This is a genomic window from Vibrio sp. 10N.286.46.A8 (assembly GCF_041470165.1).
GTDB lineage: Bacteria > Pseudomonadota > Gammaproteobacteria > Enterobacterales > Vibrionaceae > Vibrio > Vibrio tasmaniensis_A.
Genome location: NZ_JBFRLX010000001.1, coordinates 19105 through 44931, shown reverse-complemented (window position 1 = coordinate 44931; position 25827 = coordinate 19105). Strand labels below are relative to the sequence as shown.

General features: G+C 44.2%; 16 protein-coding genes. 9 read left to right on the top strand and 7 right to left on the bottom strand.

Annotated elements, in window-relative coordinates; genetic code table 11:
• Positions 1-140 precede the first annotated feature (140 nt).
• The 3 genes from AB4232_RS00160 to AB4232_RS00150 form a co-directional block, all read right to left on the bottom strand.
• Positions 141-845 (bottom strand): 1-pyrroline-5-carboxylate dehydrogenase, encoded by a 705-nt coding sequence (locus tag AB4232_RS00160; RefSeq protein ID WP_372085572.1) that lies wholly within the window; start codon positions 843-845, stop codon positions 141-143.
• Positions 846-856: 11 nt separating this feature from the next.
• Positions 857-4012 carry a bifunctional proline dehydrogenase/L-glutamate gamma-semialdehyde dehydrogenase PutA gene (gene putA / locus AB4232_RS00155; protein ID WP_372085571.1) on the bottom strand — a complete coding sequence of 1052 codons (3156 nt, stop codon included), beginning with the start codon at positions 4010-4012 and terminating at the stop codon, positions 857-859.
• Positions 4013-4193: 181 nt separating this feature from the next.
• Positions 4194-5018: an AraC family transcriptional regulator gene (locus AB4232_RS00150; protein WP_012600035.1), complete on the bottom strand. Its 825-nt coding sequence runs from the start codon at positions 5016-5018 to the stop codon at positions 4194-4196.
• Between the two features lie 498 nt (positions 5019-5516).
• Here AB4232_RS00150 and AB4232_RS00145 point away from each other — a divergent pair, with 498 nt between their 5' ends.
• From AB4232_RS00145 to AB4232_RS00135, 3 genes are all read left to right on the top strand, one after another.
• Complete coding sequence (locus tag AB4232_RS00145; protein WP_009846003.1) at positions 5517-6626, top strand: PEGA domain-containing protein; 1110 nt, start codon at positions 5517-5519, stop codon at positions 6624-6626.
• Positions 6627-6784: 158 nt separating this feature from the next.
• The gene (locus AB4232_RS00140) at positions 6785-8614 is read left to right on the top strand and encodes a formylglycine-generating enzyme family protein (protein ID WP_017102247.1); all 1830 of its coding nucleotides are present in this window, start codon (positions 6785-6787) and stop codon (positions 8612-8614) included.
• Between the two features lie 376 nt (positions 8615-8990).
• Positions 8991-9773: a PAS domain-containing protein gene (locus tag AB4232_RS00135; protein ID WP_371694809.1), complete on the top strand. Its 783-nt coding sequence runs from the start codon at positions 8991-8993 to the stop codon at positions 9771-9773.
• Between the two features lie 95 nt (positions 9774-9868).
• Here AB4232_RS00135 and pdxH read toward each other — a convergent pair whose 3' ends face one another.
• A complete protein-coding gene (gene pdxH, locus AB4232_RS00130; protein WP_009846006.1) occupies positions 9869-10504 on the bottom strand; it encodes a pyridoxamine 5'-phosphate oxidase in 636 nt (211 codons plus the stop codon).
• Positions 10505-10694: 190 nt separating this feature from the next.
• Between pdxH and AB4232_RS00125 the strand changes: the two genes are divergently transcribed.
• From AB4232_RS00125 to AB4232_RS00100, 6 genes are all read left to right on the top strand, one after another.
• Positions 10695-12593 (top strand): ATP-binding protein, encoded by a 1899-nt coding sequence (locus AB4232_RS00125; RefSeq protein ID WP_372085584.1) that lies wholly within the window; start codon positions 10695-10697, stop codon positions 12591-12593.
• Positions 12594-12693: 100 nt separating this feature from the next.
• Positions 12694-13998 carry a sigma-54-dependent transcriptional regulator gene (locus tag AB4232_RS00120; protein WP_372085583.1) on the top strand — a complete coding sequence of 435 codons (1305 nt, stop codon included), beginning with the start codon at positions 12694-12696 and terminating at the stop codon, positions 13996-13998.
• A gap of 112 nt (positions 13999-14110) precedes the next feature.
• On the top strand, positions 14111-15502 hold the full coding sequence (locus AB4232_RS00115; RefSeq protein WP_009846009.1) for an HlyD family type I secretion periplasmic adaptor subunit: 1392 nt from the start codon (positions 14111-14113) through the stop codon (positions 15500-15502).
• Positions 15503-15561: 59 nt separating this feature from the next.
• Positions 15562-16230 carry a transglutaminase-like cysteine peptidase gene (locus AB4232_RS00110; RefSeq protein ID WP_372085570.1) on the top strand — a complete coding sequence of 223 codons (669 nt, stop codon included), beginning with the start codon at positions 15562-15564 and terminating at the stop codon, positions 16228-16230.
• Positions 16231-16235: 5 nt separating this feature from the next.
• Complete coding sequence (locus tag AB4232_RS00105) at positions 16236-18146, top strand: LapD/MoxY N-terminal periplasmic domain-containing protein (RefSeq protein WP_009846011.1); 1911 nt, start codon at positions 16236-16238, stop codon at positions 18144-18146.
• A gap of 17 nt (positions 18147-18163) precedes the next feature.
• Entirely contained in the window at positions 18164-20278 is a 2115-nt protein-coding gene (locus tag AB4232_RS00100; protein WP_372085568.1) for a type I secretion system permease/ATPase, read from the top strand.
• Positions 20279-20426: 148 nt separating this feature from the next.
• Here the strand turns inward: AB4232_RS00100 and AB4232_RS00095 are convergent, their stop codons facing one another.
• The 3 genes from AB4232_RS00095 to AB4232_RS00085 form a co-directional block, all read right to left on the bottom strand.
• Complete coding sequence (locus tag AB4232_RS00095; protein ID WP_372085566.1) at positions 20427-22097, bottom strand: DUF342 domain-containing protein; 1671 nt, start codon at positions 22095-22097, stop codon at positions 20427-20429.
• Positions 22098-22627: 530 nt separating this feature from the next.
• The gene (locus AB4232_RS00090) at positions 22628-24760 is read right to left on the bottom strand and encodes a GNAT family N-acetyltransferase (protein ID WP_372085564.1); all 2133 of its coding nucleotides are present in this window, start codon (positions 24758-24760) and stop codon (positions 22628-22630) included.
• A 91-nt stretch (positions 24761-24851) separates the two neighbouring features.
• Complete coding sequence (locus tag AB4232_RS00085) at positions 24852-25826, bottom strand: ParB/RepB/Spo0J family partition protein (RefSeq protein ID WP_372085563.1); 975 nt, start codon at positions 25824-25826, stop codon at positions 24852-24854.
• Position 25827: the final 1 nt, after the last annotated feature.

The window sequence follows — 25827 nt, the reverse complement described above, 5'->3', positions numbered from 1 at the left end:
ATGCAAGGTACTCACCGTAAAGGCAAGCAAGTGCATTGAGTTAGGTATTGAGGCTCCAAAGCACTCAGGGAGTAAACCAAAAATGGGAAAACCCAAAAATGGAGAAAACCAAAAGTCTTTAGAGCCAATTTTACTGAAGGTTAGTGAGCTTCGCTTCCAAGTTCGAGCAAGGTCGCGTTACCGCCCACGGCTGTTATATTTATAGTTCGCGTACGCTCGGTAATGAAGCGCAGCGATAGGTGTGGATCATTAGCAACATTCATTGCGGTCAGATCCGTTTCAGCCACTAAACCGACGATTGCACCGTCACGCTTAGCAAGCTGTAAATTGATAACTTGTGCCGTTTGTGAATTACCTACGTAACCCGCGCTTCGCACATCGCAAGACAATAGCTGTTGAGCAGCGTCATACGAGGCAACCTGCACCAAGTTGGTTGGTAGATTCGCTTGTTTCGCGGCATCTGCAATTAAGGTATTGAACTGCACGTCATCACTGCACAATTGAACGCTGTTACCTGCCAATAGTGCTGCAGTAATCATCGCTGTTGCAGTTTGCAGTGCGGGCACCTTCTCTTCGCAATCATCAACAATCACCAAAGCCACACCGCGGCCTGCGGCATACAACTCATTGGTTTCGCCCGTAGGACCTGCCATTAAGTGATGTTCAGAAAGCAGCGCAGACGCTTGCTCTAGATGATAAGTTGCCACTGCAGCCAAAGGCGCAGATTGACTTTCGATCTCTGATTTCAGCGCAAGTACCTGAGCACTCTTGTAATCAAAGTCGGTAAGATTCCATTGTTCCCACGCTAGCAAAGCATCAGAAAAACGTGTCACTTGATGAACCATGATAATGCTCCTTATGCCTTGTCTTGTGATTGAGAGAAATGAATATCAGTAAAGCGATATAGGTAGTGAGGACCACCCGCTTTAGGGCCAGTACCTGACAAGCCTTGACCACCAAATGGTTGAACACCAACAACGGCGCCCACTTGGTCACGGTTGATGTAGCAGTTACCCACACGAACGTGTTTTTCGATCCAACGGTAAGTTGTCTCGTTACGACTGTGGATACCCATGGTTAAGCCAAAGCCCGTTTGGTTGATTTGGTCTACCACTTGCGCTAGCTCACTCGCTTTGAAGCGAACAATGTGTAGCACTGGGCCAAACTGTTCTTCTTTCAAGCAGTTGATGTCATCAATTTCAAAAGCACTTGGTGGAACAAAATCACCATGTTCACAATCACTACCTAGAGAAAGTTGAGCCACCTTCTTCTGGGTATTGGTCATGTTTTCTAAGTGCGCCATTAGCTTCTGTTTTGCGTTTTGGTCGATAACAGGGCCAACATCGGTTTTATGAAGGTGTGGAATGCCAACACTCAGCTCGTCCATTGCACCGTGAATCAATCCAACCACGCGGTCTGCAATGTCTTCTTGGATGTAAAGCACACGTAGTGCAGAACAACGCTGACCTGCTGAAGCGAATGCTGAACGAATCACATCACGAACTACCTGTTCAGGCAGTGCAGTACTGTCGACGATCATCGCGTTCTGGCCGCCTGTTTCCGCAATAAACGGAACTGGCTTAGCGTTACGAGTGGCTAATGACACATTGATACGCTGTGCCGTTGGCGTAGAACCAGTAAAGGCAACGCCCGCAATCGCATCATGGCTTGTTAGTGCACTGCCGATCTCAGCACCGCGACCCGGTAGTAACTGAATCGTGCCAGCAGGGAAGCCCGCTTCATTCATCAGTTCAACCGCACGAGCAGCAATCAAGCTTGTTTGCTCGGCAGGCTTAGCCACAACCGTATTACCCGCCACTAGTGCTGCAGTAATTTGGCCAAGGAAGATGGCTAGAGGGAAGTTCCAAGGGCTGATACAGACGAACACACCACGACCTTGTCGAGAAGCGATTCGTGTTTGGCCATCAAAACCTTTTAGTTCGAAACCTTGTAGATTGTCAGCTTGTTTTGCGTAGTAACGACAGAAATCGACTGCTTCACGTACTTCATCAACACTATCGTGAATTGTCTTACCCGCTTCTTGATGACAAATCGCCACCAGCTCAGCGAGGTTGTCTTCCATCAGGTCAGCCAACTTATCAAGTGCAGCCGCTTTGGTTTCAACCGAAGTTGCGTTCCAATCAGCGAATGCTGCGTCTGCGCCAGTGATCGCTGCGGAAACATGATCAAGGTTAGCAAAAGCCACCTGACCCACATGAATACGACGATCATAAGGTGCTGTCACTTGCTCAACGTTCTGATCAGCCTTGATCATGCTTTCGGCAAGAGATTCACCGTTGATCACAGGGCCCGCTGTCCATTGGTTGTTTAAGAAGCTTTTTACTTTCTCTTCAAATTGATGCGCTTCGCTTTCAATATCAATGTTCACACCGTAAGAGTTCTTACGCTCAGGGAATACCGCTGGAGGCAGAGGAATCTTAGTGTTGTGCAGCGTATCGAACGCCAGAAGCATATCGACAGGATGTTGAGTCAGCTCAGCGACAGGGCAACGCGCATCAACTAAACGGTGTACAAACGAGCTGTTTGCGCCGTTTTCTAACAAGCGACGTACTAGGTATGGCAGTAGATCTTTATGGCTGCCAACCGGTGCGTAGATACGTACCGACTGTTGGTAAGCTTCCATTGCATGGTTGTACAGAGAATCACCCATGCCGTGTAAGCGCTGGAATTCAAAGTCTTTATGGTCGGTCATGACAGCAATAGCAGAAACTGTATGAGCGTTGTGGCTCGCAAACTGCGGGAAGATATTGCCGCGAACACTTGGGCTCAATAGGTAACGCGCACAAGCAAGGTAAGCTACGTCTGTCGCTTCTTTACGTGTGTAAACTGGGTAATCAGTGAAACCAGCCTGCTGTGACCATTTAATTTCGCTGTCCCAGTAAGCACCTTTAACTAAGCGAAGTGGGATCAAATCACCCTGCTCTTTCGCTAGGCGGTTTAGCCATACTAGAACCGGTAGTGCACGCTTTGAGTAGGCTTGAATAACCAGACCAAATTTACCCCAACCTTTTACAAGATCAGTACGGTACAGTTTTTCGAATAATTTAAGAGAAAGCTCTAGGCGATCCGCTTCTTCCGCATCGATCGTAATCGCAACATCGAGCTCTACTGCACGGCGCAATAGCTGCTCTAGCGTGTCGCAAAGTTCAGTCAGTACGCGGTCTTCGTTCGCCACTTCATAACGTGGGTGAAGCGCAGAAAGCTTGATAGATACCGATGGCGCAGGGCTCGATTTTGAAGAGACCTTCGATTCTGGAGAAACATAGTTGTCTCGACCTACGGCTTCAATCGCCATTAGGTAATCTTTGAAGTATTTGTTTGCGTCAGCTGTAGTCAGTGCCGCTTCACCTAGCATGTCGTATGAGTAGGTAAAACCTTTGTCACGCATAGACTTACCGTTCTTTTGCGCTTCAGCAATGCTGCGACCAAGAACAAATTGGTGACCCATCACCTTCATCGCTTGGTGCATCGCTTTGCGAATCACCGGCTCAGAAAGCTTGTTCACTAAACGGTTAACCGCTTGACCTGCACTCTGCTCTTTAGATGAAAGTCCAACCACCTTACCTGTTAGCATTAATCCCCAAGTGGATGCGTTAACAAATACTGAGTCTGAATTCTTTAGGTGAGATTTCCAATCCGCAACGCTTAGTTTGTCACGAATCAGAGCATCAGCGGTTGCTGAATCAGGAATACGCATCAAGGCTTCCGCCAGACACATTAGCAAGATGCCCTCTTGAGTATCTAAGCTGTATTCAAGCAACAATGCATCGATCATCTGGATAGAAGTCTTATCCGCACGGATAGCTTCGATCAATGATGTCGTTTTGTCTGTGATCTGCTGCTTTTCTGACTCAGAAGGGGTAGCTAGCGGCAGAAGTTGCTCTAGCCATTGGGTTTCATCCACCATATATAATGGTGAGATAAGCGACCATAGATCAGCAAGCGACTGCTCGTTGAATTCTGGCTTTAACACATCAGTAGCTGTAAACATGCGTTTTCCTTAATCTCACACCCGGAATTAGCCCGGGATCTCTACAATGGCTGCAGTGTATTTAGAGTATATAAGGATTACTTGTCAAAAACTCCGAGTTTTTTGCTAAAAACTCGCTTTATTAACAAAACAAACACAAGGTCACATATGAAACTTTAAAATAATATGCCGTTTTGTTTCACTATTTAACAGAAATTTTCTTTTTGTATTGAGATGGTGACATGCCTTGAAGGCGTGAAAAGGTGTGAGTAAAGGAAGATTGACCGGAGAAACCAGCCAGTTCAGCGACCTGACCAAGGCTGAGGTTACCTTGTTCGATTAAACGACGAGATCGGTCGATACGCTTACCTAACACGTACTGATGCGGAGTAATACCCATTTGATCTTTGAATAGCATGTGGAACTGGCTTTCACCCAAGAACACACTACCCGCAAGCTGCGCGACGGAGATCTTATTTGCTAAATGCTGTTCTATGTAGCGATCCAACGCTTCAAGATCAAAGCGTGAATCTTTGATTGAGGTTTCGAATGCCGAGATGTGTCTTTGCATCAGCGCGATCACTGTGTCATTACAGGCTCGGCTTAGTAGCAGATCATTAGGACTCGCCTGCATTTCTTGCACCAACATATGGATAAGCTTTTGAATTTGCGCGTCTAATTGGAAGTAGACGTTCGATGATTCTAACTGATTGATCTTCTCTAGCATCAGAGGGTCATCATCCGTTGGCACTGGCATATTGAGTACTAGGATGTCCGACTGGCCAACCACACCACCGAAAGCATGATCAGAGCTCGCCGTTACCACACAACCTTGACCTGGGCCGACAAGATTACCTTTACCGCTCACTTCAAATTCAGCCTGACCTTTTAAACCAATCACCACCTGCGAATAATGATGATCGTGACAGTCCATATGCGAAGGCAAAGTTATGATTTCCGCTGGTCGGGGGCCTGTAAGCCCTAGCGGAGACAAGTCTAGGTTTGGAAAGGGTAAAGGTTTTGGCATGACAGCAAAGTACTTAGGTCGACATGATAAGAATAATACTCTGAAATCTGCAGAAGATGAATTTGTAAATGATCATGAGAGATGTTTTCTCTTCTTCAAAGAAAGATCATTATTGATAACCACGTGATCATGTCTCCGGAAGTATGATCAAGTGAGCCCAAACTACGGGCTTTGTAAAGTCAACCTTCCAATCTTTAGGCCACTCTTCCTTGTTCCAAGAGCAAATAAATCTGAACACCAAAAGTCAAAGCAAGTCACAAATGGAAACCAAATGACTACACCATAACGACAATATTTTCTTATATAGCTCAATTATTTCGGTGTAAATATGTAAAAAGTGTATCCGAAGTACCGAAACTTAGCTTTTGAGTAGATTGGAGGGCAATAAAACGGTATAAAGACGGGTACTGTGTTAATTGCTAATAACTAGTGACTGACAACTAGGAAGTAGACACTTTATTAACGAGCCAATTTTAAATATACAAGTTGCAGGGACCTATGACTAACTTTCGAATTTCAGCGCTTTTACTTGCGCTATCCCCACTTTGGGTATCTGCATCGTTATCAGCTGAAGAACTGAATCAAGTCGATCCCGTTTCAGCTATCGATGCAAAGCTAACAGAGAAAAACTCAGATATTGAGCGTATTTCAGCGACCAAAGTATCGGCAACTGAGACCTTAAAACAACTTCAAAACCAGAACAGTAAGTTGTTACGTGAAGGTGAAGAGTTAAAGGCAAAACGTAACCGAGCTAAATCTGTACTCGACAAACAATACAGTCGCTTACTTGACGATCCAGAAACGGATCTGGTTTCTTTTCAGAAAGGATACCAAGATGCTTGGGCTGCGGTTAAAGAGAATCAATCGTCTCAGCTAGATAATCAGCAAGCGATGAATGAGAACGAAATTTACCTTTCTCAAATTAAGCAAAAGCAAGCTCGTTTGAATAATGAGCTGGCTAACTTGAAAGAATCAAAAGTTGAAGCTCGCGTTAAACGTATTGCAACAGAACTTCGTGAAAGTGCCGTTCTTGAAACGAGCTACACCACCACATGTTCATCAACAATGACACTGGGTGAGTGTATTGCTCAAGGTAAACACCTGACGAAGCAGAAAGCAGTACAAAACTTCAAGAGCAAATTACTTGAACAGCTCACAGAAAGCACGCTAGCGAAGCAAAACTTACAAGGTGTTCAATTGAACATTCATGTTCAAGACAGCCAAGCAATCAAGAGCGGTTTCTCTGGAAACAACTCTTACTTTGTGCAGATGCAAGCTCAACTTCAAGCAAAACCGGAAGCGATTGCAGCATGTAACTTATTGAACGTTTCAACTCGCTACTGTTTAACGGACAGCGACGTTAAGGTTACAAAGAAGAGCGACAAGCAGTGGGCAAACGTGATGGTACGTTCTGATCAGTACAATGACTCAGTCACTATCAACGGCATTAAATACGGCAGCACACCCCTAGAGGTTTCGCTACCGAGCGGTCGTCACCAAGTAACCATTTCAAAAGAAGGTTACGAGTCATACAACCGCACAGTGACTATTAACGGCAGCGATACTATTTGGGTGAAACTCCTTCCTAGTAAAGAAAATGAAATCTAAATATATAAAGCTAAGCCTGATATAAATAGCCGTGCCTATTTCACAAAGCTGAATGAATACTCGCCATCTTGTTTGTAGTTATAGAAAGTAGCTTCAAACGAAATGGCGTTTTCGTTAGAATATTCAATTAACCTAAATTACGACTGAAGTAGCCCAACATGCGCCAAGGTTTTCCTACTCTATTATTTGCACTTGCTCCATGCTTAATGACGCCTGCTGTTTTCGCTGAAGCGACATCTCCAGCAATCACGTCATCAGTCATCGACATTGAAAGCTCTCTTTTCGAAGAACATGCCAGTTTAACGGCTATCGAGAAGAAGATGGCGGACAAACAAAATCAAGTCGACAACCAAGCAGAGCAAATGGCACGTCAAGCCAAGTTATTAGCTCAATCAGAGCAAAAACTCGCAACGGCGAAAACTAGCCTAGAGCAAGATTACACTCGCATGATTGATGAGCCAGATTTCGATATCTCACCAGCTCAAAATCGCTTTCAAGATGCCTGGAAATCGGTAAAAGAGCACAAGCTTACGATTTCGGATTCAGAGCAAAAGCTTCAAAGCTTAGTGATGGAACTAGAGGCCATCAAAGCCGAAAAATCGGCTGTAGAAATGTCTATCGCCCATTTGAATCAAGACAAACTAAGAGCAAGAGCTGAGAGATTAAGAAGCGAGGTCACTCAAACACAAGAACATACCGTTAGCTTTACCAACCGCTGTAGCAGCGACATGACGTTAGCTCAATGTTCAGACCAAACGGTGGCTTTGACACTTCAAAAAGCAGTAAAACAATTTCAAAATAGCCTTGTATCCAACGCGACAGAATCAAAAATAGTAAAAGAACACCTAGCGTCTGCATCTTTGAATATTCACGTTCTGCAACACAGCGTGAAATCATCTGGCTTCTCCGAAGATAACCGTTACCGAGCCGTGATTACCGCGAATTTAGAAACTCGTCCAGATAAGAACACCCCTTGCCGCCTACTTGGTATTAAATCCTCAAACTGTTTCGATCAGAGCGATCTGCAAGCCGATGATCAACAAAAAGAGGTTGCATGGGTTAACTTGGTGGTTCGTTCAAATCAATATAATGACAAGGTTTCTATCAATGGTGTGAACTATGGCAGCACTCCGGTTGAAGTGATGTTACCTACTGGGCAGCACATGGTTACGATTGAGAAAGAAGGTTACCTTTCTTTCCACCAAGAGCTGAAAATAGCCCGAGATCACAACCTAAGAGCAGTATTACAAGCGAAGCAGAACTCACTGAATGTGGGGACTAAGTTTGCTGACCCAATGGGCAATGGTGCTCAAAGTCCAGAAATGATTGTGGTTGGATCTGGGACTTACCTACTCGGTGAAAATAACGCTGAGCAAGTCACGATCAAACAGCCATTTGCATTAGCGGCAACCCCAACTCGTGTTCAAGACTTTAAAGCATTTGTGAAAAATACGGGTTACCAGACCGACGCAGAGCTGATGAACACTTGTGATACCTTCGTGAATGCAGAAATCACGACTGTGTCAGACAATGACTGGAAAGCTCCTGGTTTCAAGCAAGTCGATAATTCACCCGTTGTATGTGTCAGCCAAAGCGATGCGAAAGCGTACACACGTTGGTTATCTAAAAAAACAGGCTTTACTTACCGCCTACCAACACAACAAGAGTGGGAAGCGGCGGCAAGAGCGGGTCAAGATACCAGCTTCTGGTGGGGCAACAAATTCCGTTCAGGTAGAGCTAATACTGGTTGGTCTGGTACACAGTGGTCAAACGTCAGTACTTCTCCTGTTAAATCATTCTTGCCAACGCCAACGGGTTTCTACGACATGGTAGGTAACGTTTGGGAATGGACTGCAACCCAAAAAGGCATCGCTAAGGGGGGCGCGTGGAGCTTCTCTCCTGAAGAGGCAAAAGTGTTTGCTGAACTGTACGTTTCGCCTTCTACTGCCGCTAACTACTTAGGATTCCGAGTATTACGAGAGTTATAAGCTCTTGGTATTACTCAAAGCCCTCAAATATTTACCTTAGATTCTCCTAGTATCAGGTTGAGTCAGTGTTTATAGGGGAATTCCCTCCTTATATTCGATCTCGCCTAGGAGTAAATTCGTCGATAGAGTAGTAAGTCACTCTGGGTATCTATCTGATACCTCAGCTTAATTTACATGACCCTCGTAAATTAAACTGGAAATCTTCTACGTGTCGACAAGGTATATCTTGTCTTTGGCCAGCCCTTCTTCAGGCTGGCTTTTTTTTGCTTTTTTCTCATCCTTTTTGTTTAGCCATTGATCAATAAAAGCGCACTTAAACAGCATGCCGTTCAACTATTAATCACACTCCATTTTTGATGCATAACTCGACTTCTAATTGTCATTGCAGCTCTATAAGAAACTGATATCATTGCGACACTCCCTCTCACGAGATAAAGCCTTGCCGGATCCCCTCGACTCCATACATCGTTCTTTATTTGAACAACTTCCAGGTTGCTGGGGTTGCAAAGATACTGACTCTGTCTTCGTGTATGCCAACCTTGCTTACAACCAATTAATTGGCTTAAAACCCAACGAAACTTGTACGGGCTTAACCGATTTCGATATGCCTAGTCAAACAACCGAATGCGCGCAGGATTTCAGGGCTCAAGACAAACATGTAATGGATACACGCAGTACTCTTAAAATCCTCGATATTCACCCTTATCCAGACGGACGCTGGCACGCCCATATTTTTACTAAAACCCCTTGGCTTGATGGGAATGGCGAAGTTCAAGGCACCATTTTTTATGGTCAAGAACTCACCGACACCGCCATCTTAGAAGTAGGCCATTGGGTGTGTCAGGCAACTTGCGAAAAAGACAATCAAGTGTCCATTGCAGGATCAAAGCCACGCATATCAAAGCTCAAAAAGCGACTCACTTCGCGAGAATCAGAAGTGCTGTTCTTGCTGCTATTCGGCAAGAAACCACAGTACATCGCGTCTACGTTGAACATTTCAATCAAAACGGTCGAAGGGCATGTCGCCAGGTTGAAACAGAAATTTGATGCGCGCAGTAAAAGCCAGTTGATTGAGTATGCGTTGGACTCGGGGCTAGGCTCTATGATCCCAGAAACCCTGCTTAAAAAGCAGATCTCCGTTGTTCTGCACAGTGACTAGATATTGGTTTGATGAGATGCAGACAAAAAAATACCGTTGATAAGTCTAATCAACGGTATTTTTGGATCAGTTAAGCAGTTAAGCAGTTAAGCAAATTAAGGCGCTAGGCGGTCGATATCCCAACGGCTATCTTGGCGTGAGAACAAGAAGCGATCATGCAAGCGGTGCTCTCCACCTTGCCAAAACTCAATGCTATCCACACGCACACGGAAGCCACCCCAGAAAGAAGGCACAGGAATCTCTCCTTTCGCGAACTTCTGTTTAAGCTCTAGATATTTGCCTTCTAAAATCCCACGAGCAGAGATACGGCTACTTTGCTTACTTGCAATTGCGGCCAATTGGCTCTCTTTTGGTCGTGACGAGAAGTACTTCATATTTTCCATTGCTGTCAGTTTTTCAGCCGTGCCCGTAATATGAACTTGTCGCTCAAGAGGGTGCCAAGGGAAATGCAAACTGATTTTGCTATTGTGCTCTAGCTGATGCGCTTTACGGCTACCTAAGTTGGTGTAAAAAACGAAGCCGTCTTTATCAACATTCTTTAGCAGAACAATTCGCTGGAATGGCTGACCATTTTCATCAACCGTAGCAACTGTCATGGCAGTAGGGTCCGTCAACTTAGCTTCAATAGCTTGCTCTAGCCATAGATTGAATTGCTCAATCGGGTCTGCGGCTAAGTCTTTACGTCTCAATCCACCCTTAGCGTATTCGCGACGAATATCGGTCAGTTCCATTTGGTTGCTCCTTTCAATTTTTTTTGATTTTGCGCTGTAATCCTTTGAAACACAAGTCTAAGCCATGGTTTTGTCTCACAGAAGGTGCTCTGTGTTAACAAGATCTCGGTACTCTATCCATCATATTGATAATCTTTATACAAACCGATGACATACTGAGATCCTAGTGACTAAGATACTGCTTAACATAATGACTCCCTTCGTTTTATTCTCATTGTTATTGGGGGCCATTGGGCTGAGCGCAACTCATTTTTTGGCAGTACAATTTCAAGAAAAAGTGGTCACTCAAAAGCTCAACGAAGCAGCCAATAAAGCGAACCTACAAATAGACTCTGAACTGGATAAATTCAAACAGATCCCTGATTTGCTCAGCCATGACCCACGTCTGCTCTCTTATTTTGACTCATCACCACAAACAGACAAGATTTCCGCTGCGCAGCTCAATCAATTGCTATTTGAATGGTCTAATCAAAGCCAAGCTGACACCATCTATATTCATGACCCAAGCGGTACTGTGGTCGCTTCCAGTAATTACCAGAAACTCGGTACTTTCGTGGGTGAGAACTTCTCGTTTCGTCCTTATTTTGCGTCCGCAATTGAAGGTAACAGCACACACTATGTCGCACTGGGGGCTCGCTCCAACGTACGCGGTTACTTTTTGTCTTCGCCCCTGTATATAGAGAATGACATTGTTGGGGTTATCACCGTTAAAGTGAGTCTAGAGAACCTTGAAAACATCCTAACCAGCGATGATTTTGAGATTGTGGTACTCGACTCTAACCAAGTGGTTTTTCTCTCGAGCCAAACTCAGTGGCTTTATCACTCGTTGTTGCCATTAAGCCAGAAGCAACAAACCGATATCGCCCTGCAGCGACAATACGGTCAAAGCGAAATTTCGATCATAGAAGCTTTTCGCTCTTCCAACTATCAACCACAAGTTAACGACGCCAATCAGCCCAACAACATTCAACCAAATCGAGTACAAAGAGAACTCACGCCAAACCGATTGTTTAAACTTGGGCCGTTCAATCTTTACCCCGCAACCTTCAGTAACAATCAGTACCAAGTTGTCGCATTAAAAAAGGCCGAAGCAGAGCTTATTAAAGTGCTGCAGATCGATGTCATCTTCGTGGTGATTTACAGCTTGGTGATGCTCATCGCGTGGTCGTGGCGACAGACTTACGTCGCGAAAGTGGCGCTAACCCGGCTCAACCAAAACCTAGAACAAACCGTCGATAAACGTACTCACTATTTGAAGAAATCCAATCAACAACTTCAGCAAACCATTTTTCAATACCAAGCATCGCAGTTAAAGCTGAAGCAGACAGAACAAGAGCTGACCCAAACAGCAAAATTAGCGGTACTCGGAGAGCTGTCAGCCAGCATTAACCACGAAATCAACCAACCGCTTGCAGCGCTTCGAACTTATAGCGAGAACAGCTTAAAGCTGCTTGAAATGGAACGGACAGATTTAGTGAAGAGCAATCTTGAGAAAATGATTGGCCTCAACAACACCATTACCGACATCATAGCGCGACTCAAAGTCTTTACTCGCAAGGTCACTAAACAAGAACATCATGTCGCGAACCTGCACCAAGCGGTCAACAACGCCACCAGTATTCTCAGTGCGCTGATGATCAAGCAAGGCATTACACTAAGACTAAGCACGGTGCCAAATCACATTAATATTGCCATTCATCCAACCGAACTCGAGCAAGTACTGGTGAATCTAATTCACAACGCGACCCAAGCGCTTCAACAACAAGTTCTTGAACAGAAAATCTTGCAGGAGCAACAAAACCTGGAAAACGTTGACCAACCGGCCAGCCCACAGATAGGTATCGAATGGCAACTGCATCATAACTCTTGTCAGCTGATCATTTGGGACAACGGAATTGGCATGCCGGACGATAAGCTAGAACAGCTGTTCAACCCGTTTTTTACCACTAAACCGGAAGGCTTAGGGCTAGGGCTTTCAATATCGAAACGGATTATTGAAGCTTATCACGGCACGATCAGCGCCAACCGATTAGAGCCTTCAGGCATGGTATTCTCGCTAAACATCCCGTTATATAACGATAAGGGCTAACGTGCCGTTGTTATCGTTGATTAGAAAATGAATTTTACATACTGCTAATTTCACACATAGCTAACCTCACATACTGTTAAGGATTCGACTTTTGCACCCTCTGCCTAAACTCTATTTTGTCGATGATGAACCCGCCATTCGAGACTCCGTAGAACAAGCCATGCTCATTGAAGGCATCGATATTACCTGCTTCCCCAATGCCATTGAGGCACTAAAGAGAATAGATGTGACGCAAGCTGGGATTGTCATTACCGATATTCACATGCCAGTGATGGATGGCATTCAATTGACACAAAAGCTGCTGAATCAAAACCCTCATTTTCAGATCATCGTACTGACAGGCCATGGGGACGTGCAAACAGCCGTATCCGCAATGAAAGCTGGCGCTTATGATTTTTTGGAAAAACCGTTTGTGGTCGATGCCCTGCTGACCGCAGTAAAAAAAGCATCGGATAAGCTCGCTTTAGTTGAAGAGAATAATCTATTACGTAAAGAGTTGGCGGTACAGAATCAGGTGGGTCCAAAACTGATTGGTCAATCGCCATCAATGCAGGCATTACGCCGAGAACTGATCTCTCTAGATACCAAAACTAACCCACTTCTACTGTTCGTCGGTGATTTAGGAACGGGCAAAAGGGTTACGGCGCAGTACACGCACGATCTTCACAGCCATCAAGCCGCAGAGCTTTGCCCTGTTGCTGCGTTTAATTTGCCACGCAGTGACGAAGCGACATTCCATCAGTTTGTTTTGCAACTGTTCTTGAAACATCAGGGTGGGACTCTTTATATCCATGAAACAGAAGCATTAACTCAAGACCAATGGCAGTGGCTAGCGAACCTAAAACCCACTCTACTTCGTGAAAACTCATGCAAGACCAATGCAACTTGTATCACTTTAGCAACCACAATACTTCCTACTACAATGGTAAGTGAGTTCCGTCGATTTAATTTGCTACCGCTAGCGCAACGAACAGAAGATATTGGTTCTTTGTTTAAACATTTTGCTCGTGGTGCGGCAAGTCGATATCAGTTACCCCCACCGGTGATTACAGAAAAAGAGGTTCAACGATTGATCGCCACTCACTGGAGTGAAAATATTCGACAGCTTCGCCAACATGCAGAGCTCAGAGTGTTGACTAAACCCAAGCTGGCATCGCTGGAACCAGAGCCTAATCATAATCAAGAGCAAGGCGATAAGAACCACATCGTTCTAAAGACTGAAGAGCAACAACTGTCATTAAGCCAACGAACCGATAGCTTTGAGCAAATCCTCTTGATAGAGGCACTACATCGTCATCAAGGGCGCTTAAAAGAGGTGCAGCAAGAGCTGCAAGTATCGCGAAAAACGCTTTATGACAAGCTGAGAAAGCACCAACTTGATAAAACAGATTTCAAAAAACAATAAGAGTTAAAAAATATATAAATTCAAAGATTTAAAGGAGCAAAGCCTTAACATTTATCAAAAGTAAGAATACACTCACAAAGCTTGCACTTTTATTTAGCGAACAAGGACTGTTATGAGTCAGAAAAATTTCAGCAAATTGAACGAGACCGAACTTGAGTATGTCGATGACAAAACAGCGGCACTGCTCCTCAATACGCCCACCAGTGCGCGTATTATGTTGTGGGTTATCGTTCTGTTTTTTGTCGCTGCTATTGGTTGGTCTGCTTGGGCTGAAATCGACAAAGTGACTGTTGGCCAAGGCAAGGTGATCCCTTCCTCTCAGATTCAGGTGGTGCAAAACCTTGAAGGTGGTTTGGTTAAAGAAATTTTAGTCAAAGAAGGGCAACGAGTTCAAAAAGGACAACAATTACTATTAATAGATGACACTCGATTCCGCTCTGACTTTCGTGAACGTGAGCAACAAGTTGCGAACTTAACGGCTAATGTACTCATGCTGTCCGCCTCACTGACCAGTGTTGTTATCAATGAAGAATTCTCAGTAAAAGAGTGGAAAAAAAGTGTCTTACTCGACTATGGTAAACTTGCCTTCCCACCACTATTCTACGACCTTCACCCCAAATTGGTTAATCGCCAAAAAGCAGAATATCGTCAAGATCTGAATAATCTGAAGAACCAACTTTCCGTTTTTGATCAACAGGTTGGACAGAAACAACAAGACCTAGTTGAAATAAAAGCGCGTGTTCAGAATTTAAGACAGAGTTACAACTTTGCCCGCCAAGAATTAGATATAACAAAACCTCTTGCCGATGAAGGGGTGGTACCAAAAATTGAACTGCTCAAGCTGCAAAGACAAGTTAACGACACTCGTCGAGAAATGACCTCTAGCGAACTCAAAATCCCTCTTCTACGTTCAGCAATCAAAGAAGCGATGCTAAGTCGTATCGATGCTGCATTGAACTTCCGATCAGAACAACAAGAGAAGCTAAACCAAGCACAAGATAAGCTCTCTGCAATGACGGAATCAGCAGTTGGCCTTGAAGACAGAGTTAATCGTACTGTAGTAGTTTCTCCAGTAACCGGAACCGTCAAAACGCTTGGTATTAATACCGTAGGCGGTGTTATCCAACCGGGTATGGACATTGTTGAGATTGTACCAACTGAAGATTCCCTATTAGTTGAGGCGAAAATTGCTCCACAAGATATCGCATTCTTACGTCCAGAATTGAGCGCTGTGGTTAAGTTCAGTGCCTATGACTTTACTAAATATGGTGGTTTAGTGGGTGTGTTAGAGCACATCAGTGCTGACACCACTCAAGATGAAGAAGGCAACAGTTTTTACATCGTGCGTGTTCGTACCGAGAAGTACAGTTTTGGGGCTAATGAAGAGCTGCCTATCATTCCCGGTATGACCGCTTCTGTCGATATCATTACGGGTAAAAGAACCGTGCTTGAATATATGTTGAAGCCAATTTTGAGTGCTCAAAACAACGCACTAAAAGAGTAAGGACGGTTAATGCTTGAGAACGTCTTCCTACATGCAGTGAAAACACAAGAGCAGCGGCAATGAAATCTCATTTTTCGTTATTGCTGCTGTTTCTTACCTCTTTTACTTCCGGGGCACTGAACAAGAGTGACCAAAGGTGGATAGACGCAGTCTCTGTAACCTACGGAGAAAGAGCAGGGAAGCGAGTGTCTACATGGCGCTCGAATATGACGTCGTACGCAGGGTTAAGTGAAAAAGAGAAACTCGATTCGGTAAACCGGTTCTTCAACCAAATGTACTTTGTCGACGACAGTATACTTTGGGGAAAGAATGACTACTGGGCGACACCGCTAGAGTTTTTGGGCAGTAACGCGGGTGACTGTGAAGATTTCACTATCGCAAAATACTTCTCTTTACTTGAGCTGGGCGTCCCAGATAAGAAATTACGATTAGTGTACGTAAAAGCACTTGAGTTAAACCAATTCCATATGGTGTTGGCTTACTACTCTACACCCAGTGCAGAACCGTTAATTTTAGATAACTTAAACCCTGAAATAAAACGTGGCTCCAAGCGCAGAGATCTACGACCGATATACAGCTTCAATGGTAAAAACCTATGGTTGATCAAGTCGGCGGCAGGCAGCGGTAAGTTATCAGGAAAATCTTCAAGATTGAGCTTATGGAACGACTTACGTTCGCGTGAGCGCTCTCTAAAATTAAACAAACCCATTATCAATTACGATGAGTAGGTACAATGACTTTATATAAACAGCTTGTGGTCGGAATGGTTGCGGTTTTCATATTACTGATGACCTCAGTTTTTATGATCGAATTCAATACCACCCGTGACTACTTAGAAGAGCAGCAACGCTCTGAAGTAAATAATACCATTAATACTGTTGGACTGGCGCTCGCCCCTTACCTCGAAGAAAAGGATCAAGTGGCTGTAGAGTCTGTTATCAACGCACTGTTTGATGGTAGTTCTTACTCTGTCGTACGATTGATTTTTTTAGACACAGGAGATGATATTCTTCGTTCATACCCTGTGAAACCAAGTGGTGTCCCACAATGGTTTACCAACCTGAATTTGTTTAAACCGATTCATGATCGCCGCGTGATTACTAGTGGTTGGATGCAACTTGCTGAAGTTGAGATAGTGAGCCACCCAGGCCCAGCCTATACTCAGCTTTGGGAGGCATTTACACGGCTAGTGACCTTCTTTGGAGCGATTTTCTTACTGGGTTTGATCTCGATTTCATGGATACTCCAACGAGCACTACGTCCGCTGTCATTAATCATAAAAAAAATGGATCAAATCGCCAAAAATCAGTTCGGTGAGCCTCTGGTTCGCCCTAAAACAAAAGACCTCATCTTAGTCGTCGACGGTATTAACCACATGTCGACTCAAGTTGAACTTGCATTTAAGAGCCAAGCACAAGAAGCACAACGACTTCGTGAGCGCGCGTATATCGACCCTGTTTCTCAGTTAGGTAACCGTGCTTACTACATGTCTCAATTAACTCAGTGGTTAGAAGAGTCTAGTTTAGGTGGTCTGGCGGTGCTAAAAGCCGAATTTATTAGTGAAGAATATGATGACAAAGGCTATCAAGAAGGCGATGCCTTAGTTCACCAATTAGCTGAACAGCTACAGGCTTCTATTTCATCTCCAGATATTACTATCGCTCGTATTTCTAGTGATGAGTTTGGCTTCATTATGCCGAACATTGATGAAAATGAACTGAAACTCGTCGCGAGCAGCATCGTAAACTGCATTCAAAATCTAGGTTCAGATCCAACAGGTATGGCAAATCCACACATAGCTCTCGGTGTGACATACAGCAAGAAACGTAAAACCAGTACTGAAATCATGTCTTTGGTCGATAACGCACTGTCTAGCGCGAAAGCTAACCGTGAGCTCGCTTACGGTTACGTAACTGCTGACGACCATGGCGCTGTAATGGGTAAACAGCAATGGCGCATGTTGGTCGAAGAAGCAATCATCAATGACCTAGTAACTTTCCGCTTCCAAGCTGCAAATAATAGTTTTGGCAAAACCTATCACCAAGAAGTGTTCTCTGCGATTGAGAAAGAGGGGGTTCGTTACGGTGCCAACCAATACTTATACGCATTAGAACAGCTTGAAATGAGCCACATCCTCGATCAATACGTTATCGAGAAGATGATTGATAAACTGAATGCAAAAGAGCTTACGAGCCCCGTTGCTATCAATATCTCGCCAAGCAGTATTTCTCAGCCAAGCTTCATCCGTTGGATCGGAAAGTCTCTTGAGAAAAATGCGTCAATCGCTCATCTGTTGCATTTTGAAATTCCAGAAAACTGTTTCGTCAATGTTCCTCACTACACGGCACTATTGTGTAACACCATTCGCAACGCTGATGCGGTGTTTGGTGTCGATAACTATGGACGCAACTTCCAATCACTCGATTATATCAACGAGTACCGCCCTAGCTATGTGAAGCTGGATTACCTATTTACTCATAACCTTGATGACGAAAAACAGAAATTTACGTTAACGTCTATCTCAAGAACGGCTCATAACCTTGGTGTGACGACTATTGCGTCACGAATTGAAACTCAGACTCAGTTAGATATTTTGTCTGATAACTACGTAGAAGTGTTCCAAGGCTTCATTGTTGATAAATAGTTGTAAGGTTATATCGCATGCAAGATCCACTATTAAACTCACTGATCTACGTTAGTCGGTATTACGGGTTAGCCAACTCGCCCGAAGCGTTGATCAATGGGCTACCACTCTCTGATGGAAAGCTAACCCCTTTCCTATTCCCTCGCTCTGCAGAGCGTGCGGGGTTAGTGGCCAAAGAAAACCGTTCCGATCTAGAAAACATCCCTCACTTAATTCTGCCAGCCGTATTGTTACTCAAGCAAGGTGAGGCTTGCGTTCTTAATAGTATCGATATTGAGAAGCAAGAAGCCGAAATCATCACAACGGAAAGTGGGATGATGCCAATCGTCATCCCTATCGAAGAGTTGAAAGAGCAATTCATCGGCCGTTACTTCTTAGTAAAAAAACAATTCCGTTATGATGAACGCTCGCCAGAAATTTTAAAAACGCGCGAAGGTCACTGGTTTTGGAGCACGATTTGGCAATCTAAAAAAATCTATCGAGATGTACTGATCGCATCAATTCTAATCAACCTTTTCGCTATTGCAGCTCCAATGTTTACTCGTTTGGTGTACGACAAAGTGGTACCAAACCTTGCGTTTGAGACGCTATGGGTACTCGCGAGTGGTATTTTTGTCGTCTTCCTCTTTGACTTACTTTTAAAGTTAATGCGAAGCTACTTTATTGACGTTGCGGGTAAGAAATCCGATATCCTGATTTCATCTAAGTTGTTCAGTAAGGTCCTCGGGATTCGTATGGAAGCGAAGCCTGCTTCTGTCGGTGCTTTTGCTAAAAACCTGCAAGAATTCGAGTCAATCCGTGAGTTCTTTACTTCGGCAACAATAGGCTCATTAATCGATTTGCCATTCGCTCTTATGTTCTTGGCGTTAATTTGGTTAATGGCTGGCAACCTTGTGTTTGTTCCTGTCGTTGGCGTGGTGATACTGATCATCTATGCGTTGTTAATACAAGGCCCGCTGCGTCGTACCATTGAAGAAGGCTCTCGCCTTGCTTCTCAGAAGTACGCAAACTTAATTGAGAGTTTAGCGGGGCTAGAAACCGTTAAGCTATTCAGCGCTCAAAGCCAGTTCCAATTCCGCTGGGAAGAAGCTGTCGCGCACATGGCGAACTGGAATATCAAGAGTCGTCGTATTACCGACAGCATCCAAAATACTGCTGGCTTTGTTCAACAAAGTACCAATGTGGGAATGATCATTTTTGGTGTGTACCTAATGGCAGAAGGCACTCTTACAATGGGTGGCTTGATTGCCGCTACTATGTTGAGTGGTAGAGCAATTGGTCCTCTTGTCCAGTTATCATTGCTTTCTACGCGTTATAACCAAGCGAAGTCATCAATGACCTTGATTGAACAAGTCATGTCGATGCCCAGTGAGCAAGAGGAAGGTAAGCGATACATCCACCGCCCTATTATTCAAGGGCATATCGCGCTTGATAAAGTAACATTCCATTACCCTAATTCGCCAATCGCTTCTATAAGAGACCTGACTCTTAATATTAGTCCAGGTGAAAAGGTCGCGATTATTGGGCGAATTGGTTCAGGTAAAAGCACACTTGAACGCCTGATTATGGGCCTGTACAAGCCCACAGAAGGTCATGTTCGCATTGATGACACCGATATGGAACAACTTCACCATGTCGACGTACGACGCAATATAGGCTGTGTGCCGCAGGACAGTAACCTATTCTATGGCACGGTAAGAGACAACATTACCTTGGGACGCCCGTTGGTTGACGATCGTGATGTCATGGATGCTGCCAACCGTGCAGGTGTAACCGCTTTTACTCAGCAAGATCCGGCTGGCTTAGAACGCCAAGTAGGTGAAGGTGGTGGTTTACTCTCAGGAGGTCAACGTCAGTCGATAGCCATAGCTAGAGCCTTCCTAGGGCGCCCTCCTGTATTATTGATGGACGAACCTACCAGCGCTATGGATAACCGTTCAGAGATGCACATTAAGCATCAGCTGAGCCAGCTGTTACCTAGTGAGACTTTGATTCTTATCACCCACAAAACGTCGATGTTGGATATCGTGGATAGAGTGATTGTGATGGAGAAAGGCAGCATTATTGCCGACGGACCAAAATCACAAGTTCTGTCAGACTTGAAGCAAGGAAAGGTAAAAGCGGCAAGTTAAAGCGCTCATGTGACTTAAAGAATCGAACTAAGTCAATATCAGCAAAAGCAAAGGGGGAGCATCAGCTCCCCCTTTCTTATTTGGTCTAATGAGCAGAAAACTGCTCGAACCGCTCTATTCAGTATTGGGCAATTTCAGAGTCGCTCAATTACAATGAGATATCTTCTTTCTCCATTTTGAAAGAACATTGAATTTCATATTGATTGAACGAGAAAACACTGCCGCCGTGCGTTCGCTTAGTCGTCACCATCTCATCACCAAACAAAACAGATACACGGGTGTACACTTTCTCGTGCGCCTCTACTGTGCACTCGGCAAGGTTTGTTTCAAATTCAGCTTCGAGTGTATCCAACTGCGATTTAGTCTTCTCTATCGCTTGATTGTTTTTTTCTCGTTGCAGCTCAATCTCCAACGCTTGCTCTTCGCTTCTTTCCGCTTTTGGTCGCTTCTTAAATTCGAGTTCTTGACGGATGACGTCCATGGTTTGTTCTTGAGCGTGCTTATAAATCTCCTTCAGTTGAGCTATCTTTTTTTGATATCCCTCGAAGCGAGCAAAACCATGAACCTTAGTTGCTGTATCCCCTTCAACGCCTAAGAAAACACATTCCACTTTACCGCCGACTTTAGCTTCACCGCCACTAAGTGTGCCATGCTTCTTAAAGGTATCCATCACAATGAGGTTGTTGCCACAACGAATGTCGTTACTCATGCTATGTAGATTGAGTAGAATGTCATTGCTGGTTTGCAGTTCAGTATTCTGTGCGTAGCTTGCTGTGATAGAGCCTTTGCTAAGTACCTTACAACTTTTTGGCTCATCCTCTTTGGTCGTATGACCAATGATTCCTTTCGCGACTTTTATATCCCCCTGAGCCTGAACTTCTGCAGATTCAATAAAGCCACCAACAGTAATGCTTCCGGTCGCCTTCACTATCATTCCAGGTTCTATATTCCCAGAGACAAACACATTACCTTTGAATTTAACGTGCCCAGTAGATACGTCGACATTGCTAACACATAAGGCGTCATCCACTTCGATACTTCGCTCTTTAATAATGGGCAGACCAGAGGATGAAGAAAGTAATAAATTAGGGTCGTCAGGGGAAATGTGGGTGCCTTTTCCCGGCTTAATCAAACTGTCTTGGCCCGGAAGGGGTGGGATAATTCGACCTTGGACGGTAAAGCCCGCAATACCTTTGGTGGCAGGAGTACGTTTCATTAGCGGGTCATTCTGACCAACGGTAATGGTTTCGCCGAGATCTCGCATATCGATCTTACCGGCGTCTTTACTGCGAGGCTTTAATACTTGATGAGTAATGTCTTCAACCAATGCTGAAAACTTAGCATCTTTACCCTTCACAGCTGGAGAACCTTTGGCAACGGGCTGAGTAAATTTTTCACCCGGCTTTAGCTTGCTACTCATCATTAAGACTTTTCTAAGTGCTAGCTTATTAATTCCTTTCGTTATGTGAGCCTGAGCCAAGCAATGAATGATATCGCTGCCACGTAATGCCTGCCCATTATATGCCCCAGTTACAACAAGACTTGCGAGCATCTCATCATCAGACAGTTCAACCGTAACACTGGAATTACGAACTTCAGCAATCAATATTCCTTGATAAGCTTCTCCCTTACCTTCTTTAGCAAGAGTGACAAAACGCAGTATCTCTTCTTCGAAAATAAAATAGTTTGATGCGTTCAAAGCTTCTAAGGTTGTTGGTAATGTCTTATTGTCAAAGCTTGCGTTGACCACAAACCCAGACGGCAGACATGCCATCACTTGCTTCCTATCTTCCGACAATGTAACGATGCTATCCCACATTCGAATTGTGTACCCTTAATAACTCTGTTGTTATGCAGTCTATATAATTCGCTCAGTGCTTAGAATCACTACAGTAGAATAATCAGCGTCACATCACTTACTTTCGATGTTGCAAAGGGACTCATAAATAAGACTGACCGATTCTAATCTCTTCTTCACCTTTACAAAAAAGATTATTTCACGATTTTTCAAACTATGAATATTGGGTACGAGCATAAGATCGCAATACAGCGACGGATCTTCATCACCAAACGATTCGGGATGAATTGATGTGATAATATGAAATTATACCTTCCAAACAACGGCGATGATTAGATCGGTAGAATTGAGATAGGAAATGAGCGCCATGATGGACATGTTCAACAAATTGAGAAATTGCATAAAGATTGGATAATTGAAATCACATAGGTCATTACATACCGCGGTTCAGTTTACAGTGTAAATCCGGCCTTCTAATTTACACTGTAAATCTAATTAACAGCTCGACATATGCTCTGTCGTTCCAAATTTAGTGACGATCGTTGACCTACTTATTTACAGTGTAAATTTAATAGTAGAGTACCGACATCTTTCCTAAACTGTAGCTCAGCTTGTTTTCGTCCGACTAGATTAAACTGTTCGACACAAGTCCCCCACTCTTTCTGCTGCACGACTTTCGCGATAAGTAAGTCTGAAACAACGAAACCTGTATCGATTATAGCGTCAGATTCAGTTATGTGCGCTTGATGACCATTACTTTGGAGAATCAAATTCAGGACACTGAAACCAATGCTGTCGTAACTATTACCACCATCGACATAATTCCTGAGGAGTTGGATTTCAGACTCTGCCATAGATTCCGCTTGCCTTGGTAATAATGCGCGCACCATATCAACCTCGAGAGAAGCCAAAGAACCAGAAGTGAGAAAACAGAAACTACGTTCAAAGTGACTTATCAGATTGTAGACCCAATTCTGTGCGCTTTTATTAAGTGGCTTAACCATCAATACCGAGTGACAGCCGCTTGCTTGATCGCGCTGGTGGCCAATGTGCACAGGTACAAAATCGTTATCGCGCCAGAATGAAATCAATTCACTGGTCGCGCCAAAGCTCGTTGCTAAGTAATCCGCCTGATTAGTTTTCTTTGACAACTGCCCCAACATCCAACGACCAATCCCCGAACCTTGATGACGTGTTGAAACGGCAATACGCATAACTCGAAGGCAACGACTGAGCGCCGCTTGCGTACAACCCAGTTGGTTTGCGAGTAACACTGGAGCTAGGTGACCTTGGGGTCTTCGTTTTCCAAGTTGAATCTGAGCAATCAGATCGCTATCCAACCCACCTTCTTCAGTTACCAACATACAACCTAAACATTCGTTTTTCTGCCAAGCAGCGTACAAACGGATTGCTGGATTGTTGAGAAACTGCATTAGATCGTTTGGTGACGTTTGATAATGAGCGTCAACAAGAAGAGAAAAGCATTGCTGTAGCGGCTCCGGGTTCGCCAAGCATTCTGCCTTTGATAACTCGACCAAGCTCAGTTGGTTGGTTGCCAGATCAGAAAAGCTATCTAACTCATGAATCACCGAGTCACTTAGCGACGCGTCGTTACCAAGCAAGAAGCAATCAAACAACCAACGCTCTAGTGGATCATTGCGATTCCAACGAATGGGCTGATCGAGCTTAAAACCTTTCCACCCCGGGCGATGCTCTGAAAGCCAAGACTCGAACTTAAGTCCAAACCCTCTCCCACTCCCCTCGTATCCGTGAACGGTGGTTGAAAAAACCATACGATGATAAATGCCAACCATAGATTTGAGCATCGGGATTGGAATTGCAGCCGCTTCATCGACTAATAGCAAATCACAATCAGGCTTAGACTTAAGTAATTCATCTGGTGCTACGAATCTTAAACTTCCGCTTTGATAGCAAATGTAAGTTGCGTTGAGCACTTCACAGTCTTCTAGGCTTTGACTCGCGTGGGAAAATACAGGCTCGATTGCTTTCACTGAAGGCGCTGTCACGATGATATTTAATCCATGACGCTCAACCAAAAGCTGAGCAGCGGCAATACCCAATGTAGAGCTTTTACCACGCCCTCTATCTGCCGTGAGAACTAAAGGTCGTTTACGATGCCCAGACACCACTTTTTTAACCAACTCAACAGCCAGATTTTGCTGTTCGAATTTGTCCAAACTGTTTTCAAAGTCTTGCTTGAGAGGAAGTGCTTTAGTCGCTTGAACAACATCGTCTGTTTCGTTGTGTTGTGAAACCGAAATGAGCTTATTGAAATTCTCCTTTAACCAACGTTGGCCAAAGCTCTCGTTATCTTCAGAGTCATCAACTTTTGGCGGCAACACCAACAACAGCCCACCACCGATTAACGAACCTAGTGCAGCGCTAAAACCATTCGCATCAAACTGCTCTCTAAAATCACAAACAAGAACTTGGGACTCACGACCAAGCAATTGTTGGCCTTTTTTGACTGGAGTATGAATCACTCCTTCAAACGGAGTTCCACCAATCTGGAAGATGCTCGGAGTGTACGAATTTTCAAGGAAGGTTAAAACAGCAGAGTTTTGCCAATCAAAGTCGCCATCAAAGACCACACCGTAACGGTGACCATTGTGTTGGGCAATATTAGAAAGTGTATGCAGAAAAGTATTGGTTGGGTTTGTCATAGTTAGCGTCCAGATTCATCTAAACACAGTTTATCACAGCCAAATAAAAAGCCGCATAAAGCGGCTTTAGAGGAGTAATGAAAGTCGTGACTTAGTCTAACTTAGATTGTACGAATGCTAGGATTTCTTCCATTGTTGTATCATCAACTTTCTTAAGATTTAACGCCAAGTTTGAACCCTTACGGCTATATGACGCTCGACCTTTAATAAGTTCAACTTTTGGAAAAACTTTCTTCGCGGGTGCTGGTGCTAGTTCGAGCACCCAACCTTCTAAAGTCTCTGTCACGTCTTTTGTTAAACGAGTTACGCCTTGAGCTTCGCTGCGCTGCCACACAAAACCTTCAGAAGCACCACACTTGGTCAGTAATGTTTGTTGCTGCTCACTAGTAAGACCGCTAAATTGTTTGTGTAACTTAACAATAGTCGGACGGCCAAGATCGCTCACATTTGGGTAAGCTTGTAATAATTCAAGTGGTAAAGCGGCCGCTTTCAACGCGCCACTCACCAAAGCTTCACTGCACTGGAACATTTTAGCGAGTGCTTTCTGGTCTTCAGCTTCGCCTTTATCAAGCTTCGCTTGCATCTCCTTCCCCTTCTCATAGAGAGAAAGTGGTTTATGAGCGTTAGCTACATCCGATAAAAACTTAGCATGTTCGCCGTTAATGTTTTCAGCGACATAGATCAAGAACTCTTTGTCAGCCAAAATACATGACATACGACGACGGCTACCATCAAGAACTTCAATCTTGCCGTCTTTGTTCTTACGGCCAACCGCTGGATATTGCTGGCCGCGCTCTTTAAGCGTAGTTAGTACGTCAGAAAGCGCGTGCTCATTCAAGAAAGACTGCTCACGAGCATTCTCTTCAAAAACAACCGTTCGTGTTGCTACATCAGCGGCTGGAATTCGAACCAATTCAAATGAAACTAAATCTTCACCCGCAACAGAAAGCTCAATCACTTGAGCTTGCTCTTTTACCGCAGTTTGAGCTTCTTGTGGCGTAGCTACGCGACGTTTGTTTGCTTTACCAAATAGCTTTGCATTTAAGTCAGATGTTTTAATTGCCATT

Bases quoted from the DNA above. Each gene is read 5' to 3' on its own strand.
- AB4232_RS00160 (WP_372085572.1), bottom strand. From the start codon at position 845: ATGGTTCATCAAGTGACACGTTTTTCTGATGCTTTGCTAGCGTGGGAA.
- putA (WP_372085571.1), bottom strand. From the start codon at position 4,012: ATGTTTACAGCTACTGATGTGTTAAAGCCAGAATTCAACGAGCAGTCG.
- AB4232_RS00150 (WP_012600035.1), bottom strand. From the start codon at position 5,018: ATGCCAAAACCTTTACCCTTTCCAAACCTAGACTTGTCTCCGCTAGGG.
- AB4232_RS00145 (WP_009846003.1), top strand. From the start codon at position 5,517: ATGACTAACTTTCGAATTTCAGCGCTTTTACTTGCGCTATCCCCACTT.
- AB4232_RS00140 (WP_017102247.1), top strand. From the start codon at position 6,785: ATGCGCCAAGGTTTTCCTACTCTATTATTTGCACTTGCTCCATGCTTA.
- pdxH (WP_009846006.1), bottom strand. From the start codon at position 10,504: ATGGAACTGACCGATATTCGTCGCGAATACGCTAAGGGTGGATTGAGA.
- AB4232_RS00125 (WP_372085584.1), top strand. From the start codon at position 10,695: ATGACTCCCTTCGTTTTATTCTCATTGTTATTGGGGGCCATTGGGCTG.
- AB4232_RS00115 (WP_009846009.1), top strand. From the start codon at position 14,111: ATGAGTCAGAAAAATTTCAGCAAATTGAACGAGACCGAACTTGAGTAT.
- AB4232_RS00110 (WP_372085570.1), top strand. From the start codon at position 15,562: ATGAAATCTCATTTTTCGTTATTGCTGCTGTTTCTTACCTCTTTTACT.
- AB4232_RS00105 (WP_009846011.1), top strand. From the start codon at position 16,236: ATGACTTTATATAAACAGCTTGTGGTCGGAATGGTTGCGGTTTTCATA.
- AB4232_RS00100 (WP_372085568.1), top strand. From the start codon at position 18,164: ATGCAAGATCCACTATTAAACTCACTGATCTACGTTAGTCGGTATTAC.
- AB4232_RS00095 (WP_372085566.1), bottom strand. From the start codon at position 22,097: ATGTGGGATAGCATCGTTACATTGTCGGAAGATAGGAAGCAAGTGATG.
- AB4232_RS00090 (WP_372085564.1), bottom strand. From the start codon at position 24,760: ATGACAAACCCAACCAATACTTTTCTGCATACACTTTCTAATATTGCC.
- AB4232_RS00085 (WP_372085563.1), bottom strand. From the start codon at position 25,826: ATGGCAATTAAAACATCTGACTTAAATGCAAAGCTATTTGGTAAAGCA.